Source organism: Paenibacillus sp. FSL L8-0663, assembly GCF_038008125.1.
GTDB classification, from domain to species: domain Bacteria; phylum Bacillota; class Bacilli; order Paenibacillales; family Paenibacillaceae; genus Paenibacillus; species Paenibacillus polymyxa_D.
Window position 1 is genome coordinate 493,945 of record NZ_JBBOYM010000001.1, and the last position, 15,729, is coordinate 509,673.

A 15,729-nucleotide genomic window follows, 5' to 3' on the forward strand; every position below is an offset into this window, starting at 1 on the left:
AATATAAGAGATTAAAATTCGTAAGGATAAAGCAGATAGCATGTAGATAGAGCATCATGATGGATGGTTGCAGCAGGAAGGGAGCACGGACACAAATGAAGGCGATTTTGATTGATGATGAGAGGTCGGCATTAACCTACTTGGAACGGTTGCTGGAGGCGGACGGACGGTTAACGGTAATGGGGAAATATACGTCTGCACAAGCGGGGCTGGATCATCTGGCGTCAGAACGTGCGGATATTGTTTTTATAGATATCGGAATGCCAGAGATGAACGGTCTGGAGGCCGCCGAGTGGATTCAACAGCTGGATTCCCATATTCATATCGTCTTTGTGACCGCGTACTCGGAATATGCTATTGAAGCGTTCGAGCTGCAAGCACTGGATTACTTGTTAAAGCCTGTTCATGCCCGGCGGCTATCCAAAACGATAGATCGGATTGCAGCCACGCTGGCTGATTCCCGTTCTTCCAGCAAGGGAATTGCGGGAGAGCAATCCCCCAAGGTACGTTGTTTTCAAAAGCTTGAAATTTTGGAGGTTGGACAGGAAGCAGTAGGAGCGAAACCACTCAAATGGCGCACATTAAAGTCACAGGAGCTATTTTCCTTTTTACTACACCATGAAGGGGAATGGGTGAGCAAAGAACAATTGCTGGATGCGCTGTGGCCTGAATATCATTTGGACAAGGCTGTTGTTCACCTGCACACGTCCATTTATCAAATTCGCAAGGCGTTGAAAGAACGGATGCAAGATACGAAGCTGGAATACAATCTGGATCGCTACCGCTTGAACCGCAATGGCTGGATTACAGATGTGGAGCTCTTCGAGCGGGGAATATCCGAATGGGCTGCATCCGGTAGCGGCGGTACGCCGCGTATTGATAGCCTGTTGGCTCTATACCGTGGCAACTACCTGGAGGAGCACGATTACCCGTGGGCGTATGCAAAAAGGGAGAAGCTGCGCAGTATGTATCTGGCATGTGCTTCTGAGCTGGCGAGAGAAGAGCTTCGCTCAGGTCGTACCCGGCAGTCTGTTCAGCGCTTGCTCAGCCTACAGCAGCGGGAGCCGTACTCAGACGATATCTGCAGTCTGCTGCTGACCGCCTATGCCCAACTGGGCGATTATACCGCTGCGCAAAAGCATTATGAAAGCTTCGCCAATATACTGGAAGATGAGTTGGGTATTGAACCGCAGCAGGTGACGCATCAGTTATACGTGCAATTAAAAACACAGACGCTACCTGCGTAAACGGCTGTACTGGCTCAGGTCGTATGAATAGGCCAACCGGAGATTACTGGTTGGCCTATTCTATTGGAGATTCTACGAGGGAGGCAGCCGGGAGAATGTGATAGCGCTGCTTTTTAGTTTTCACAACCGTTTGCTGAAGCTTTAATACACTTTTCTCCTGGCGGAGGATAAATACCCCAATTCTTCACGGTATTTGGCTACCGTTCTGCGTGACAGCTCTAGTCCTTCCTTTGCCATCCGCTCTGTGATTGCCTGATCTGAAAATGGTTTTTGCTTCTCTTCACTGTCGATGATCTGCTTTATCCGCATTTTTGCGCTCTCTGATGAAGTAGCATCCCCGTCTTTCGATCCTAGGGCGGAGGTGAAGAAATATTTGAGTTCAAACAATCCACGGGGCGTCTGCATGTATTTATTACTGACCGCCCGGCTGATCGTGGATTCATGCAGGCCGGTTATTCCAGCAATCTCCTTTTGGGTCATCGATTTCAGATGATAAACGCCATGCTCAAAAAATTCCCGTTGCCTATCAACAATAGCCTGGGCCACACGCATCAGGGTCAGGCGGCGCTGCTCAAGGCTATGAATAAGCCATAATGCTGTATTCATCTTCTCACGAAGAAATCGTTTCTCTTCCTCCATCGCCGGCTTTCGAAGCATACTTTGGTAAAAAGGATTAATCCCGACGCGTGGGACTGTGATATCATTAACTGTCACAACGTAGTCGTTTTTGGATTTCTCCACTGAGATATCTGCTATATGATACTGGCGTTCATATGGAGCAAATGCCGCTCCCGGACAAGGATTCAGCTTGCGTATCTGATCGATCATTTGTTGTACCATGTGAATGTCGATCCCTAGAGCATCCGCGATTTTTTGTATGCGGTTACATGAAAGATTGACCATGTGATGTCGCACGATTTCTTCCAGGTAAACATCATCATTCCCGGCATATCGCAGCTGCAAAAGAAGACATTCCTCCAGACTGCGGGCAGCGATTCCTGCCGGTTCAAAGCCTTGGATCAGGGCAAGTATATTTTCAACCTCATCGGTGGGGACGTCAAGTATTCCGGCAGCTGTATTTACATCCAGCTCAAGGTAGCCTTTTTCATTTAAATTCCCAATTAGAAACATGCCAATCATCTGTTGTAGTTTGGATAGCCCGCGGACCATCCCAAGCTGCGCTTTGAGATGTCTATATAAATTATCTGCGGGATTAGAGACAAAGTCCAGAAGGTCTACCGGATTATCATTTTTTCGTAGCGAATATTCTTCTTCTGTGTTGATTCTTTCGATGGACATATCGATCTCTGCCAAGTCAATGATCGGATTTTCATTTGCTTGCTCATGAAGATATGACATCAGATCGACCGAAGAATATTGAAGAATCGTGATGGCTTGTCGTAATTCTGGAGTCATAGCCAGCCTGAATGTTTGCTCTTGCTGTAATCCGTAGCGCATTATTTTATCTCAGCTCCTTACTGGGAAACAAAAATAACTTTTTATGCAGCTTATTCGTGAAGCTTATGCAATTATACTGCCAACCTTTGATCTTGGAAAAGAAGTGAATGGAATGGGCTGAATTTGAGTTTTGGATAGATTCAATAAAAAGGGTATCAGATTAATGATTAACTTGTCAGTTTATTTTCTTGTAGAGGATTATTTCTTTTTTTATATACTAATTAAATAAGAACTAGTCAGCATGGGGGAATACCGTGAAACGAATTGATGAGATCTTAGAGTATATTGCCAATGGGACAAAGAAACTGTCGGTAGAGGCCTTGCAGGACGGCGGTGGAATTACGGCTGCGGAAATAGCCGATCAACAGAATATGTTAAGAAATAATGTAAGCAAGGAGCTTAATAGCCTACTTCGCGCCGACTTGATTATTAAAATCAAGGGGAGACCCGTCAAGTTTTTGCACAAGCAGGTGATCGAGGAGACCTTTCGGGTTCAGCTTAAAGAGAAACAAATCCAAGTCAACAGTATTCATGAAATATTGCTGCCTGGAGAGCAAGTGGATCCGTTTCACGCCTTAATTGGTTTCATGGGGAGTATGAGGAACCAGGTTGAGCAGGGAAAAGCGGCAATATTATACCCGCCGAAGGGCCTACATACGCTGATTGTGGGACAGACTGGCGTTGGAAAAACAATGTTCGCTAGGTTGATGTATAATTATGGGAAATATATGAAGCGCTTTTCAGAGCAAGCACCGTTTATCGTATTTAACTGCGCTGATTATTACAATAACCCTCAGCTGCTACTTTCCCACATTTTTGGTCATGTAAAAGGAGCATTTACCGGGGCTGATCGGGAGAAAGAGGGACTGGTCGAGAAAGCGGATGGGGGCATTCTGTTTTTGGATGAGATTCATCGGCTGCCCCCAGAAGGCCAAGAAATGATATTTTATTTCATGGACACGAACAGTTACAACAAATTGGGCGAGTCGGAGCGCAAGCGGGAAGCGAATGTGCTGCTCATCGGCGCTACGACCGAAGACCCCGGTTCTTCCATGCTGAAAACCTTTATCAGACGGATACCGATTACGATCAACATTCCTTCCTTGCAAGAGCGAACTGTTGAAGAGAGGTTTTTGATCCTGAAGCATCTCTTTGCAAACGAAGCCCATCGTGTGAACAAGCCTATTAGGGTTGAATTGGAAACTGTAAAAGCACTGATTGGCAGCGTAACCTATGGAAATATCGGTCAGTTGAAATCGAACATTCAGCTTGTGTGTGCCAAAGGATTTTTGAACAGCATACATGAAAATAAGGAAGAGATTGAACTTGATTTTAAAATTTTGCCCGGAAATATCAAGGAAGGTCTATTTAATATGGGGAAGAACCGCAAGGAGATTGCCGAAATGGAGATGGTCAACTCCTCGCTGTATATTACTCCTGAAGGCAGCAAAGGAATGGATGAAGTAGACGCTTTTGAACTGCCGTTCAACTTGTACAAATTGATTGAAGACAAGATAGGGATGCTCAAAGAAGAAGGACTCGACGACAGTTTTATCAATAAGTTTATTACTACAGATGTCAATATTCACATCAAAAGCTTCTATAACCGATTTTATAACATCAAAGGGGGAAGGGAACGGATCCTTAAGATCGTAGGCAGAAATATCCTAGAGTTCGCTGAACAGGTGCAAGAGATGGCTCAAAAAGAATTGAACAGAAATTACAGCGACAGGTTTGTTTATGCCTTCAGTCTTCATTTAAGTGCTTTTTTAAAGCGAATCCGGGAGAAAAAATATGTCAGTAAACAAATCTATGAACCGATGAATGATCAGGATGAAGAATACAGACTGGCACTCATTATCAAGGATTTGATCGAGTCCAAGTTTGAAGTCAGCGTACCCGATGCCGAGACCACCTATGTGGCGATTCTTCTGAAATCGGTAGAAGAGGAGCACCAGGGAAATGTGGGAATCATCGTAGCTGCACATGGCAACAGTACGGCAAGCAGTGTCGTTAGCGTTGTCGACAGCCTGCTGGGGAGCTCAAATATTTGCGCAGTAGACATGCCTTTGGATGTTAGCCCCAGAGAAATCCTGGAAGTTATTGTGGAAAAAGTGAAGGACATTGACAATGGCAGAGGCGTATTGCTGCTGGTTGATATGGGCTCCTTGCTCAATCTTGAAGCAACCATTATGGAACGTGTCGGGATTAAGGTGAAGACTATCGATATGGTTTCAACCCCGCTTGTGTTGGAGGCTGTGCGAAAGGCCAGTATTTTTGATATGAATATAGAGGAAATTTATCAATCTTTGAAGGATTTTCGTGGATATAACACTGGAAATGCTGGAGTGAAAGCGGAAAAGACCAGTAATAAGGTAATCGTGACGGTCTGTTCTTCCGGCAAAGGTGCCGCCGCCAAGCTAAAGGAGTTTGTAGAGAAGGTTGTTTATGACTTAACCGAAGAGAAAATAGTTGTTGTACCGGCAAAGGTCAGGGAATTGGATAAAGTGGTGAAGGATTTACGGGCCAAGCATACGCTTCTTGCGGTGATTGGGGTTAAGCGGCCAAGCGAGCTCAATGTACCGTTTATCCCTTTGGAAAAACTGATCGAGGCAAGCGGTGAACAGGCATTAAGAGAATTGTTGCTCAACAATCAGTTGCCTGTTATGCATGAACACGGAAGCGTGATCGTAAGAGATCTATGTGAGGATACGCTAAAGGAGTTTATGACTTATTTGAATCCTCACAAAATTTTGGGGATTTTGATGAAATTTATCGAGCAGCTGGAACAGGAACTGGAGGCTGATTTCCATTATGCAAAGAAGGTTCAGCTTGCTGTTCATACGGCTCATGCGCTGGAACGAATGGTCATTGGAGAAGGGCTAGTGTATCAGGAGGATGTATCCTTGCTTGACCAACGATTAATCGATGTGGTGAACCGTTCCTGCAATATATTTGCCTCCAGTATTAACATTAAGCTGACTAATGATGAAAAATATTATATTTGCGAAATCCTAAGCGAAGTATATAACTGTATCCCCAAGTAGTGGCGCAAGTGTATAAAACGATGCTGGATGTGTATTAATCATGCGGATAAGGATAATAAGTAGTTGGTGAGAAAAGGCCAAATTCCCGGAGCAGCCGAGGGTTTGGTCTTTTTTTTGATAGTTAATCGCATCATACAGAATCTTGGCATGAGACTTGCATATAAGTATAGGCGAAGGATGCAAGGAGGGGGTGAAACAAATGATAGGTGTTATTGTTGGCACTCATGGAAAATTTTCTGAAGAGATCCTAAGATCCACGGAAATGATTTTTGGCCATCTGGAAAATGTGGTGGGTGTAACGTTTGAACCAGGTGAAAGTGTTAACGGACTTGTTGAGAAGTACAAAGCGGCCTTGGAAACAATTGATTGGACGGACGGATTGATTTTTCTCGTCGATTTGTTTGGTGGCAGTCCCTATAATGCGGCCAGTAGGATTGTGGCCAGGTATGAAAAAATGGACATTGTAACAGGGGTGAACCTGCCAATGATCGTAGACCTGCTGACTAATAGAGGGCTGGAGAACGTGGAGAATCTAAGTGATCTGGCCATCCGTGCGGGTCAGGATTCAATGAAGTCTTTTCGTGTCATCCGGGACATACAAACAGAGGAGGAATTATAGGTATGGAAATATCATTTGTTCGTATTGATGACCGTCTAATTCATGGTCAGGTGGCTACTGTGTGGGTGAAGGAAACGAAGTGTAACAAAATTATCGCCGTCAGCAATGAGGTCGCTGCGGATACGCTGCGCAAAACCTTATTGTTACAAGTGGCACCGCCGGGGATTAAAGCTTATGTTGTCACGATTGCGAAAGCGATTGAAGCTTATAACAATCCTAAATATAACGATTTCAAGACCTTGTTCCTGTTTACCAATCCCACGGATGTACTGCGGGTTGTAGAAGGTGGGGTACCGTTTACATCGGTAAATGTAGGTGGAATGTGCTTCAAAGAAGGCAAAACACAAATTACCGGAGCAGTGTCCGTAGACAAGCAGGATGTAGAGGCATTTTATAAATTGCACGAAAAGGGGATAGAACTGGAGATTAGAAAAGTGGCCAGTGATCCTAAAATTAATTTGATTAACAAGCTCCAAAATGTCCAGTTTTAACAACACGTACGCATAAGAGAGGGGGTCAAACATGAGTGTTTTTGAAATCGTAATGGTCACGCTGGTTGCAGCCATTTGCGGAATGGGCAGTGTTTTGGATGAAGGACAGACTCATCGTCCTATAGTTGCGTGTACACTGATCGGTCTGGTCCTGGGAGATCTCAAAACCGGTATTATTCTAGGCGGTACGCTGGAATTGTTGGCTTTGGGCTGGATGAATGTCGGAGCGTCCATGGCTCCGGATGCGGCTTTGGCCAGTGTAGTCTCAACCATATTGGTTATTGTCGGGCACCAATCGATCGGTGCGGGAATTGCCGTTGCGATTCCGATTGCGGCTGGCGGACAAGTGTTAACTATCTTTGTTAGAACGATTACCGTGTTCTTTCAGCATCTGGCAGATAAATATGCCGAATCTTCAAATTTCAAAGGAATTGAATTATGTCACTTCATAGCCCTCCTTCTTCAGGGATTACGTGTCGCTTTGCCTGCCGTATTGGTGGCTATTGCAGCAGAAACCGGTCTAGTTACGACTTTGCTGGATGCCATCCCGGAGGTCATTACAAAAGGGCTGCAAATTGCAGGGGGATTCATCGTCGTTGTAGGATATGCCATGGTTATTAACATGATGGCAGCCAAATATCTGATGCCTTTCTTTTTCTTGGGCTTTGTCATCGCGGCATTTACAAGCATCAATCTGGTTGGCTTTGGAATCATGGGAGCGGTTCTGGCTCTGCTGTATATCCAGCTCAATCCTAAATATAGCCAGCTCAAAGATCAAGTGGGTGAAATTGAAGAGCTCTAAAGAAATTCTTAATGAAAGAGTGGGGTACTATGGAAGAAAAAAAGTTGACCAAAAGCGATTTAAACAAAATGTTTTTCCGTTCATGGTTCCTGCTGGGCTCGTTTAACTTTGAGCGTATGCAGTCGATTGGTTTTTGTGTCACCTTGATTCCGGCAATCAAGCGGTTATACAGCAAGAAGGAAGACCAAAAAGAAGCACTAAAGCGGCATTTGGAGTTTTTTAATACTCAACCGTTTATCTCTGCACCGATTATGGGGGTAACGGCCGCTATGGAGGAGCAGAAAGCCAATGGCCAGCCGATTGATAATGCTACCATAAGTGGTGTGAAAGTTGGCTTAATGGGACCTTTGGCTGGAGTAGGAGACCCTATTTTCTGGGGAACATTACGCCCCGTTCTGGCTGCATTAGGAGCTTCCATTGCGTTGTCCGGAAGCGTTATCGGGCCTGTCCTATTTTTCTTGCTTTTTAATGTTATTCGCCTGGCCACTAAGTGGTACGGACTGAAATACGGCTACAAAAAAGGGACGGAGATTGTGTCCGACATGTCCGGAAACCGACTGCAAAAGCTTACGGAATCGGCCTCCATCCTGGGACTATTTGTTATGGGCGCCCTCGTATCCAAATGGACTACTCTGAATATACCACTCGAAGTATCCCGATATACCCGTTCGGATGGAGTAGAGGTTGTTACGACGATACAGATGATTCTGGATCAATTGATACCTGGTCTGTTACCTCTCTTGCTGACTTTTTTATGCATGAGACTGCTCAAAAAGAAAGTAAATGCTATAGCTCTGATTTTTGCTTTATTCGCAATAGGAATTATTGGATACGCTCTTGGTGTATTGGCTTAAGCCAATTTGTAAAGTGATCCGGTCAAGCAGCCGTCTCTGACCGGCAACCTGCCGCTTAACTTGTAAACGCTTTAAATTTTACGGATTAAAATATTCAATTATCTACAAGCGAATCTGCTAGCGTTCAACGATAGTCATGAAAGGCTGCTGGCTTGTTGATAGCTGATATAAGCAATGATTCTATATCATTAATCATTACAGGCTCAATGATGGTTTTAAAGCCACATTGAGCCTGTAAAAGCAGGTTCCGCTCTTTTGCTGTTAGTATGTTCGTTGCAATTTCTTGGAGGAGCTTGCCAGCTCGGGTACTAACAGCCTCTTTTCTCTATGATCTGATATTCGCCGAGACTTGTTTTCTTCAGCGGCATATGCATATAGCATATCTCTCCACAGTTGGGTCATATTGAGAGGTTTATGAAGCCATGAAGACTTAAGGAGGCCACTGCATTGGGAAAAAGGAGACGAACTGGCTTTAAGGGCAAAAGAATTAGGGTGGACGTTAGACAATCTTCTTCAGCTCAAACAGGGCAAGGCGGCAATCCCATTTCTATCAATGCTTCAGACGTTGGGGTAGTAAGAACAGATGTTAAAAACAAATAATCGACTTGGATAGAAGCTCATATTTAACGTAAAAAGACCACCAGGAACAAGTTAACTATCTTGTTCCTGGTGGTTTTGCTTTTTTTTTCGTATTCGGCAGGTACTTTCATCAGCATCCGCGTCTACATAGCCTATGCCTTGCTTTGCGTCTTGTTGTCGACTTCTTTTGCAGAGTTGATTGATCGCACAGGCGTTGCCTTCAGCACAGCATATCCGTAAGGAGGAAGCTCGGCATGCAGTCCCTTCGGTCCTACGGACCACTGGCTTTCGCCAAAGGCTAATTGCCATTCCTGCTCAGGAATGTCCAATTCAAAAACGTGATCCTCATCGGAACGATTGAGCAGCACGAGCAGCACTTCTTCCTCGCTGCGGCGCTCGTAGGCAAGTGAGGCACCCTCCGGCTGTGCCTCCAGGAAAGTGATGCTTCCTTGGTCACGGAGGACCGGGTGCCCCTTACGAAGCGCAATCAGCTCGCGGTAAAAGTCGAACAGCTCGTGGTCCTGCTTATCGGCATCCCACTCCATGCACTGGCGGCAGCCTGGATCGGCATCTCCATCCAGGCCGATCTCATCGCCGTAAAAAATGCAGGGTGCGCCCATATACGTGAACTGGAACAAAGCAGCCAGCCGCATCAGTCGCTTGTCGCCCCCGCACAGCGTCAGTAGGCGCGGTGTATCATGGCTATCCAGCAGATTGAAAGCAACCTCGGATGCTTGCTGTGGATAGCGGGCCAGCTGTCGTCCGATGGCGTAGGCAAAGCTTTGGGCATCGGTCGCTTTTTTGACGAAGAAATCATTCACGGCGTAGGTGAACGGATAATTCATCGTTGCATCGAATTGGTCCCCCTGAAGCCATTCAGACGATTCATTCCACATTTCACCCAAAATGTACGCATCCGGATTGGCCTGCTTGACCGTAGTGCGGAATTCCCGCCAAAAGGCGTGGTCCACCTCGTCTGCCACATCCAACCGCCAACCATCGATGCCGATTTCTTCGATCCAGTGCTTTGCCACATCCAGCAGGTACTTTTTTACCTCAGGATGTTCGGTGTTCAGCTTGGGCATCATCGGTTCCAGCCCGAATGTATCGTACGTCGGTATGCCATCCACCACTTTCAGGGGAAAGCTATGTACATGGAACCAGTCCTTGTAAGGCGAGGCTTCGCCTTTTTCCTGGACGTCGACGAACGGTTTAAAAGTACGCCCTGAATGGTTGAACACCGCATCAAGCAGCACCCGAATTCCTCGATCGTGGCAGGCATCGACCAGTTTTTTCAATGTCTTTTTGTCCCCGAAATGTGGGTCCACCTCCATATAATCCTCTGTATCATATTTATGATTGGTCGTCGCCTTGAACACAGGAGTCATATATATGGCGTTAATTCCCAGCTCGTTCAGGTGGTCCAGGTGATCCAGAATCCCCTGTAGATCGCCACCGAAAAAATTGTCTCTTTGTGGGGTTCCACCCCATGTCTCTGCACCTTCTGGGCTGATGGATGGGTCACCGTTCGCAAAGCGTTCCGGGAAAATCTGATAAAATACCGCATCCTTCACCCATGCGGGTGGCTTCAGAATATCAATCGGGTTCAAAAACGGATATTGGAACAGTTTATCTGCATTTTCGGGTTCTTGGGTAGTAAAGTCGTCCTCGTTCATCCAAATACGTTCCTCACCGTCTTCTAGCAAAAATCCATATTTCAGCCGACGGTGAGTAGGTTTTATACTGCACTCATAGTAATCAAACCTGCCATCAGTAGCGAATTTGGACATCGGGACAAGCTGTCGGGTGCGGTCCCAATCGTATTTATCTCCGGTGAGAGCATGAACGGTGTTCAGGTCATTTTTCTTCGCACGTAGCCGTAGAAATATCGTTTCATCATTATAACCAAAAGCCCAATTGCGTTTCGGGTGATGGTATATTGCTTCCAGCAGCATCGGGTAGGCCTCCTTTTTTCATAAGCATTCAAATTTGAAAATGTGAAGCGTATGTCGTATAAGATAGTTATTAACCTTTTTAAGTGGGTTATGTACCATAAATGCTATAATGCCCATTACATAAAAGAAAAACGATAAGTAGGTGCTCATGATGAAAACAAATGTGTTATACATCGAAGATGACCAGGATATCGGTGCTTGGACGCATCAGTATTTGGAAGAGCGGAATTACGCTGTAGTATGGCTTCGCAGCGGGGATGGGGCTGTGGAGGCAGCCCGTACGTGCCAACTCGTGATTTTGGATGTGATGTTACCTGGTCTGGATGGATTCACCATAGGGAAACGGCTCAAGAAAGAGTACCCGGAGCTTCCCATTCTCATGTTGTCTGCTCGTACCTCCATTGACGATAAACTGCAAGGACTGGATTTCGCCGACGATTATGTAACCAAGCCCTTTCACCCGGACGAGCTCATAGCACGTATGGAGATTTTGCTGCGCCGATCAGGAACCGTGCCCGAAGAATCCTTACAACTGGGGCATCTCTCTGTGTTCTCTCCTGATAACCGTATTGTGAACCGTGATACCGGGGAGGAAATTACACTGACAGGCAAGCAATATCACATTTTTGCTTATTTACTGCGGCATTTGGGCCAGATTATGACGAAAGAGCAAATGTATGAAGCGGTATGGGGAGATCCATATATCGACGGAGACAAAACTTTAATGGTTCACATCCGACACCTGCGCGAAAAGCTGGAGATTGATCCTGCGACACCTCGCATCATTGAGACGATCCGTGGTGTAGGATATCGGGTGAAAGCATAATGAACAGGACGCGCAAGGGTTGGAGGAGGCTGCATCCCAGCTCTAGGCCGGATCAGGGAGGTCGGTTTCGCAGTTCACTGTTGTTCCGTTATCTGGTCATCATTGTGGTTGCTATGATGCTGTTGCCCATTGTGTTGCCTGCTACAGCCTTGATATATAGCGTGTTATTCAATTGGGGGGCGGGGCCCAAGCCTAAAAACGCTTACTATCCCTCTGCTACCCATACCGAAAATAGCTGGCATCGCGAAGCTGTAGCCTTGAAGGGAGCCACACCTGAGCAAATCTCAGTCCATCTGCGCAAAATACAACAAGATATGTTCCCTAAATCCCAAATATTTTGGGTGGATACCGCAGGGTTAACTAGGTTGGAGTTACCGACCCAACCTAACCTGCCAAAACAATGGAACGCTGCGCAGGCTATAGCTTTTATGAAGCAAGCAAGCTATGAGGGGCCGTTTACGGTAGTAGCCTTTATTGGCGGGGGCAAGAATGATGTAAATCAGGGCTATATGGTATTAAAAGTGCCTCGTTCGTTCTTTGAACAGCCACCTACTGATAGTAGTATGTTGATGTACTATTTCTTTTTTATTGTATTGATTTTGGGCGCTTTTATATCCGTATCTCTTCTGTTTTTTGGAGACATTCGGCGTAGACTGTTGCAGCTTCAGGCCGCCATGTCGCAGCGAGGAGAGGACGGCTTGCCTATTCTTGTTGCCACTGGACGCCCGGATGAAATCGGCAAGCTGGAAGAAGCATTTAATCAGATGGTCGAGCAGTTGGCAGAGAGTCGGGGACGTGAGCGTCAGGAGGAAGAGCTACGGAAGAGACTGGTCGCGGATCTGTCACACGATATTCGGACGCCGCTTACGGTCGTGCGCAGCCATCTGTATACCCTGGATGCGGAGAATCTTAGCAGTAGAGGGAAGCAGTCGGTTACATTGATGGAAAATAAGCTAAAGGACCTTGGGAGTCTGATCGACAACTTGCTGACCTATAATCTCCTCTCCAGTGGCAAATACACCATGAATAACGAACCGCGTGATATTTTGCGACTGGTGCGTGAGTGTGCGGCCAGCTGGTACCCGGTGTGGGAAAAAGAAGGCTTTGAAGTGGATATCGACCTGCCTGAGCATAGTATGGTGTGGAATGTCGATGAGCAAGGCTTCCGCCGTTTGCTGGACAATCTCTTTCAAAATGTAGTTCGCCATGCTGCCTCAGGCCGATATATTGGTGTTCAAGTCCAGAAGGATAATGGGACAGAGGCATTGGTTATCACAGATAAAGGGCCTGGTATGGAGCAACAGTCCAGTGAAAAAGGAGCCGGGATTGGTTTGGCGATTACAGAACTGCTGGCTCGCGAAATGAATTTGGAGAGGGAGATTTTCAGTTCATCAGCCGGGACCCGAATCCGTTTTTTAAACAAAACTTAAACTCAGAGTTCCCTTGGCTTTAAACTTGGCACGTTACGATAGGTGTCGAGGTGAGGAACTTGAACGAATACATTATTGAAACGAACAGTCTCAGCAAAATATACAAAGGCCGCGCGGCGGTTAATCAGCTGGACCTGAAAATAGCTCGAGGAGATATTTACGGATTTCTGGGTCCAAATGGAGCGGGAAAAACGACAACGATCCGCATGCTGCTTGGACTTATTCGCCCAACTCGAGGAACGATCCGTATATTCGGCAAAGATATTCGCAGACATAAGCTCGATATTTTGCGTAAAGTCGGCTCGTTGGTGGAGTATCCTTCGTATTATGGTCATTTGAACGCAATTGAAAATCTGGAGGCCATTCGCCGTATTTTGAATGTACCCAAACAAAACATTGCGGAAGTGTTAGAGGTCGTCCGACTGACCAAGCACGCCAAGCGTCCGGTCAAAGGCTACTCGCTGGGCATGAAGCAGAGACTGGGTATTGCAGCAGCCCTGCTTGGGAACCCCGAAGTACTCATTTTGGATGAGCCTACGAATGGTCTGGACCCGGAGGGTATTCAGGAAATGCGCACACTGATTCAGGCAATGCCCAAGCAACGGGGGATCACCGTACTGGTATCCAGCCATCTGTTGAGCGAGGTAGAGCATATGGCGAATACCGTGGGTATTATCCGTGAAGGAGAGTTGGTTTTCCAAAATACGATTCATAATCTCCGTCAGGAGTCCGCGGGCGGAATTCGGATCGTCGTGTCGGAACCGGAAGCAGCCCAATTGATTGCGCGTGAGCAGGGCTACCATTCGGTGAAGGACGGATCGGCGCTGGAGTTCGAGAACATGAATGATGCGGCTGTTGCGCTGCTGGTCAGAAGATTGGTCGAAAATACGCATGCCGTATACCGTGTGGAGGAACGCCGCAAATCGCTGGAGGATATGTTCATGCAGGTGGTGGGCAAAGGAGGGGCTTCCTTATGATGCTGCGAGCACTCACGGCGGATCTGCTCAAAGCACGCAGAAAGGGAATCTGGTTCTTGGTGTTCCTCGGTCCCCTTGGGCTGGTGGCCATGCAGGCGCTCAACTTTGGACTTCGATATGACTATCTGATTCCGCGTAACAAGGGTCATCTGTGGGAAGTTTTGATGGATAACATCGCTCTTTTTGTACCCCTTGCGCTGGTGCTAGGAGCTACTATGGTGGCTTCCATGTTGGCGAATGTGGAGCATACATCTAACTCATGGAAGCAGTTGCTGGCCTTGCCGATTTCCAAATTCAGCGTCTATATGGCCAAGCTGACGTTGGCGATTGGGATGCTGTGTGTGTCCTGTCTACTCCTGACGGTAGGGACTTGGGTGTTGGGAATGATCCTTGGCTTCGGGGGAGAACCTGCACCCGTAGGAGAACTGCTACGACTCGGATTTTGGCCCTTAGGCGGCACGTTGCCTATGCTCGTATTATTGTTGTGGTTAACAGTCACATTCCATAATCAAGCGCTACCTGTAACACTGGGCATTACGTTAGGCATTGGCAGCTTGTTTGCTTCACAGCTGTCCGAATGGTTTCCATTGGCCTGGCCTCAATTCGCCTGGGTTGCACCTCAAGCGTGGATGTTTGCGTCCGTCGGGTGCGGAACGGGTATGCTTCTCAGCCTGCTGACAGCGGCCCATTTTAGCCGAAAGGATGTGGCGTAATGTTCGGAGGATATGCACGGTTACTTTCTGTTGAACGGTTGAAAATGGCGAAATCGCCCGTCTGGCTGCTCGCGCTCGTCAGCCCGGCGATTGCCGTCCTGATTGGTTTGCTGGCGAATCCGGGAGGGAACTGGCTGTTGCTGTTGTCAGCCATGCTTACAGTTCATGCGCTGCTGTTCATGCCGATGCTGACGGCCGTGTTTGGGTCTCTAGTCTGCCGTTTCGAGCATGGGGGCGGCGGCTGGAAGCAGCTGATGTCATTGCCATTGTCCCGCACCAGTCTGTACGCAGCTAAGCTGACTATCATTATGGCCTTGGTCGGATTGACCCAGCTACTGTTCGGAGGAGCGTTGCTGAGTGTTGGAGCTGTGCAGGGGATGAACGGACCGATTCCTTGGGCTGTGATCGCTCAAAGTCTGCTCGCAGGCTGGGTAGCCTGCCTGCCGCTGGCTGCGTTGCAGTTGATGGTATCCTTCTTGTGGTCCAGCTTTGCCGCACCGCTTGCGTTGAATTTTGTGTTCACCGTGCCGAATATTCTGGTCGCCAATTCTCAAGCCTACGGTCCGTACTATCCATGGACACAGCCTTTATTGGCGATGATGCCGAGTGGAAGAGATAACTTTGGGGCGTTCATGGTGCCAACTGATACACTATTGACGGTTATAATGGGCAGCTTTGTCGTATTTACGTTGGCGGGACTGACGGTATTTCGTTATAAAGAGATATAGGGC

At 47.0% G+C, this 15,729-nt stretch carries 14 protein-coding genes; 12 read left to right on the plus strand and 2 right to left on the minus strand.

The window, feature by feature from the left end; translation table 11 throughout:
* Positions 1–56 precede the first annotated feature (56 nt).
* Entirely contained in the window at positions 57–1,247 is a 1,191-nt protein-coding gene (locus tag MKY75_RS02175) for a response regulator (protein WP_340884169.1), read from the plus strand.
* A 141-nt stretch (positions 1,248–1,388) separates the two neighbouring features.
* Here the strand turns inward: MKY75_RS02175 and rpoN are convergent, their stop codons facing one another.
* Positions 1,389–2,705: an RNA polymerase factor sigma-54 gene (gene rpoN, locus MKY75_RS02180; protein WP_340884172.1), complete on the minus strand. Its 1,317-nt coding sequence runs from the start codon at positions 2,703–2,705 to the stop codon at positions 1,389–1,391.
* A 254-nt stretch (positions 2,706–2,959) separates the two neighbouring features.
* Between rpoN and MKY75_RS02185 the strand changes: the two genes are divergently transcribed.
* From MKY75_RS02185 to MKY75_RS02210, 6 genes are all read left to right on the plus strand, one after another.
* The gene (locus MKY75_RS02185; protein ID WP_069010772.1) at positions 2,960–5,752 is read left to right on the plus strand and encodes a sigma-54-dependent transcriptional regulator; all 2,793 of its coding nucleotides are present in this window, start codon (positions 2,960–2,962) and stop codon (positions 5,750–5,752) included.
* Positions 5,753–5,951: 199 nt separating this feature from the next.
* Entirely contained in the window at positions 5,952–6,371 is a 420-nt protein-coding gene (locus tag MKY75_RS02190) for a PTS sugar transporter subunit IIA (RefSeq protein WP_013369099.1), read from the plus strand.
* A 2-nt stretch (positions 6,372–6,373) separates the two neighbouring features.
* The gene (locus tag MKY75_RS02195; RefSeq protein ID WP_013369100.1) at positions 6,374–6,862 is read left to right on the plus strand and encodes a mannose/fructose/sorbose PTS transporter subunit IIB; all 489 of its coding nucleotides are present in this window, start codon (positions 6,374–6,376) and stop codon (positions 6,860–6,862) included.
* A 31-nt stretch (positions 6,863–6,893) separates the two neighbouring features.
* Positions 6,894–7,664 carry a PTS mannose/fructose/sorbose transporter subunit IIC gene (locus MKY75_RS02200; protein ID WP_318627655.1) on the plus strand — a complete coding sequence of 257 codons (771 nt, stop codon included), beginning with the start codon at positions 6,894–6,896 and terminating at the stop codon, positions 7,662–7,664.
* 11 nt (positions 7,665–7,675) lie between these two features.
* The gene (gene manZ / locus MKY75_RS02205) at positions 7,676–8,518 is read left to right on the plus strand and encodes a PTS mannose transporter subunit IID (protein ID WP_275041127.1); all 843 of its coding nucleotides are present in this window, start codon (positions 7,676–7,678) and stop codon (positions 8,516–8,518) included.
* A 447-nt stretch (positions 8,519–8,965) separates the two neighbouring features.
* On the plus strand, positions 8,966–9,118 hold the full coding sequence (locus MKY75_RS02210; protein ID WP_176715694.1) for a hypothetical protein: 153 nt from the start codon (positions 8,966–8,968) through the stop codon (positions 9,116–9,118).
* Positions 9,119–9,249: 131 nt separating this feature from the next.
* On the opposite strand, the gene MKY75_RS02215 is transcribed toward MKY75_RS02210, so the two are convergent.
* Positions 9,250–11,052, minus strand: coding sequence for an alpha-glycosidase (locus MKY75_RS02215; protein ID WP_165147969.1), 1,803 nt, complete (start codon positions 11,050–11,052; stop codon positions 9,250–9,252).
* Between the two features lie 151 nt (positions 11,053–11,203).
* Between MKY75_RS02215 and MKY75_RS02220 the strand changes: the two genes are divergently transcribed.
* Genes MKY75_RS02220 through MKY75_RS02240 form a run of 5 tightly spaced genes read left to right on the plus strand, consistent with a single transcriptional unit; the run spans position 11,204 to position 15,726 of the window.
* Positions 11,204–11,878 (plus strand): response regulator transcription factor, encoded by a 675-nt coding sequence (locus MKY75_RS02220; RefSeq protein WP_029514713.1) that lies wholly within the window; start codon positions 11,204–11,206, stop codon positions 11,876–11,878.
* On the plus strand, positions 11,878–13,308 hold the full coding sequence (locus MKY75_RS02225; protein ID WP_340884176.1) for a sensor histidine kinase: 1,431 nt from the start codon (positions 11,878–11,880) through the stop codon (positions 13,306–13,308). Before MKY75_RS02220 ends, MKY75_RS02225 begins: the two co-directional genes overlap by 1 nt.
* Before the next feature lie 59 nt (positions 13,309–13,367).
* Complete coding sequence (locus MKY75_RS02230; RefSeq protein WP_069010774.1) at positions 13,368–14,285, plus strand: ABC transporter ATP-binding protein; 918 nt, start codon at positions 13,368–13,370, stop codon at positions 14,283–14,285.
* Positions 14,282–14,998 carry an ABC transporter permease gene (locus MKY75_RS02235; RefSeq protein ID WP_029514716.1) on the plus strand — a complete coding sequence of 239 codons (717 nt, stop codon included), beginning with the start codon at positions 14,282–14,284 and terminating at the stop codon, positions 14,996–14,998. Before MKY75_RS02230 ends, MKY75_RS02235 begins: the two co-directional genes overlap by 4 nt.
* Positions 14,998–15,726: an ABC transporter permease gene (locus MKY75_RS02240; protein ID WP_340884178.1), complete on the plus strand. Its 729-nt coding sequence runs from the start codon at positions 14,998–15,000 to the stop codon at positions 15,724–15,726. Before MKY75_RS02235 ends, MKY75_RS02240 begins: the two co-directional genes overlap by 1 nt.
* The last annotated feature ends 3 nt before the right edge of the window (positions 15,727–15,729 follow it).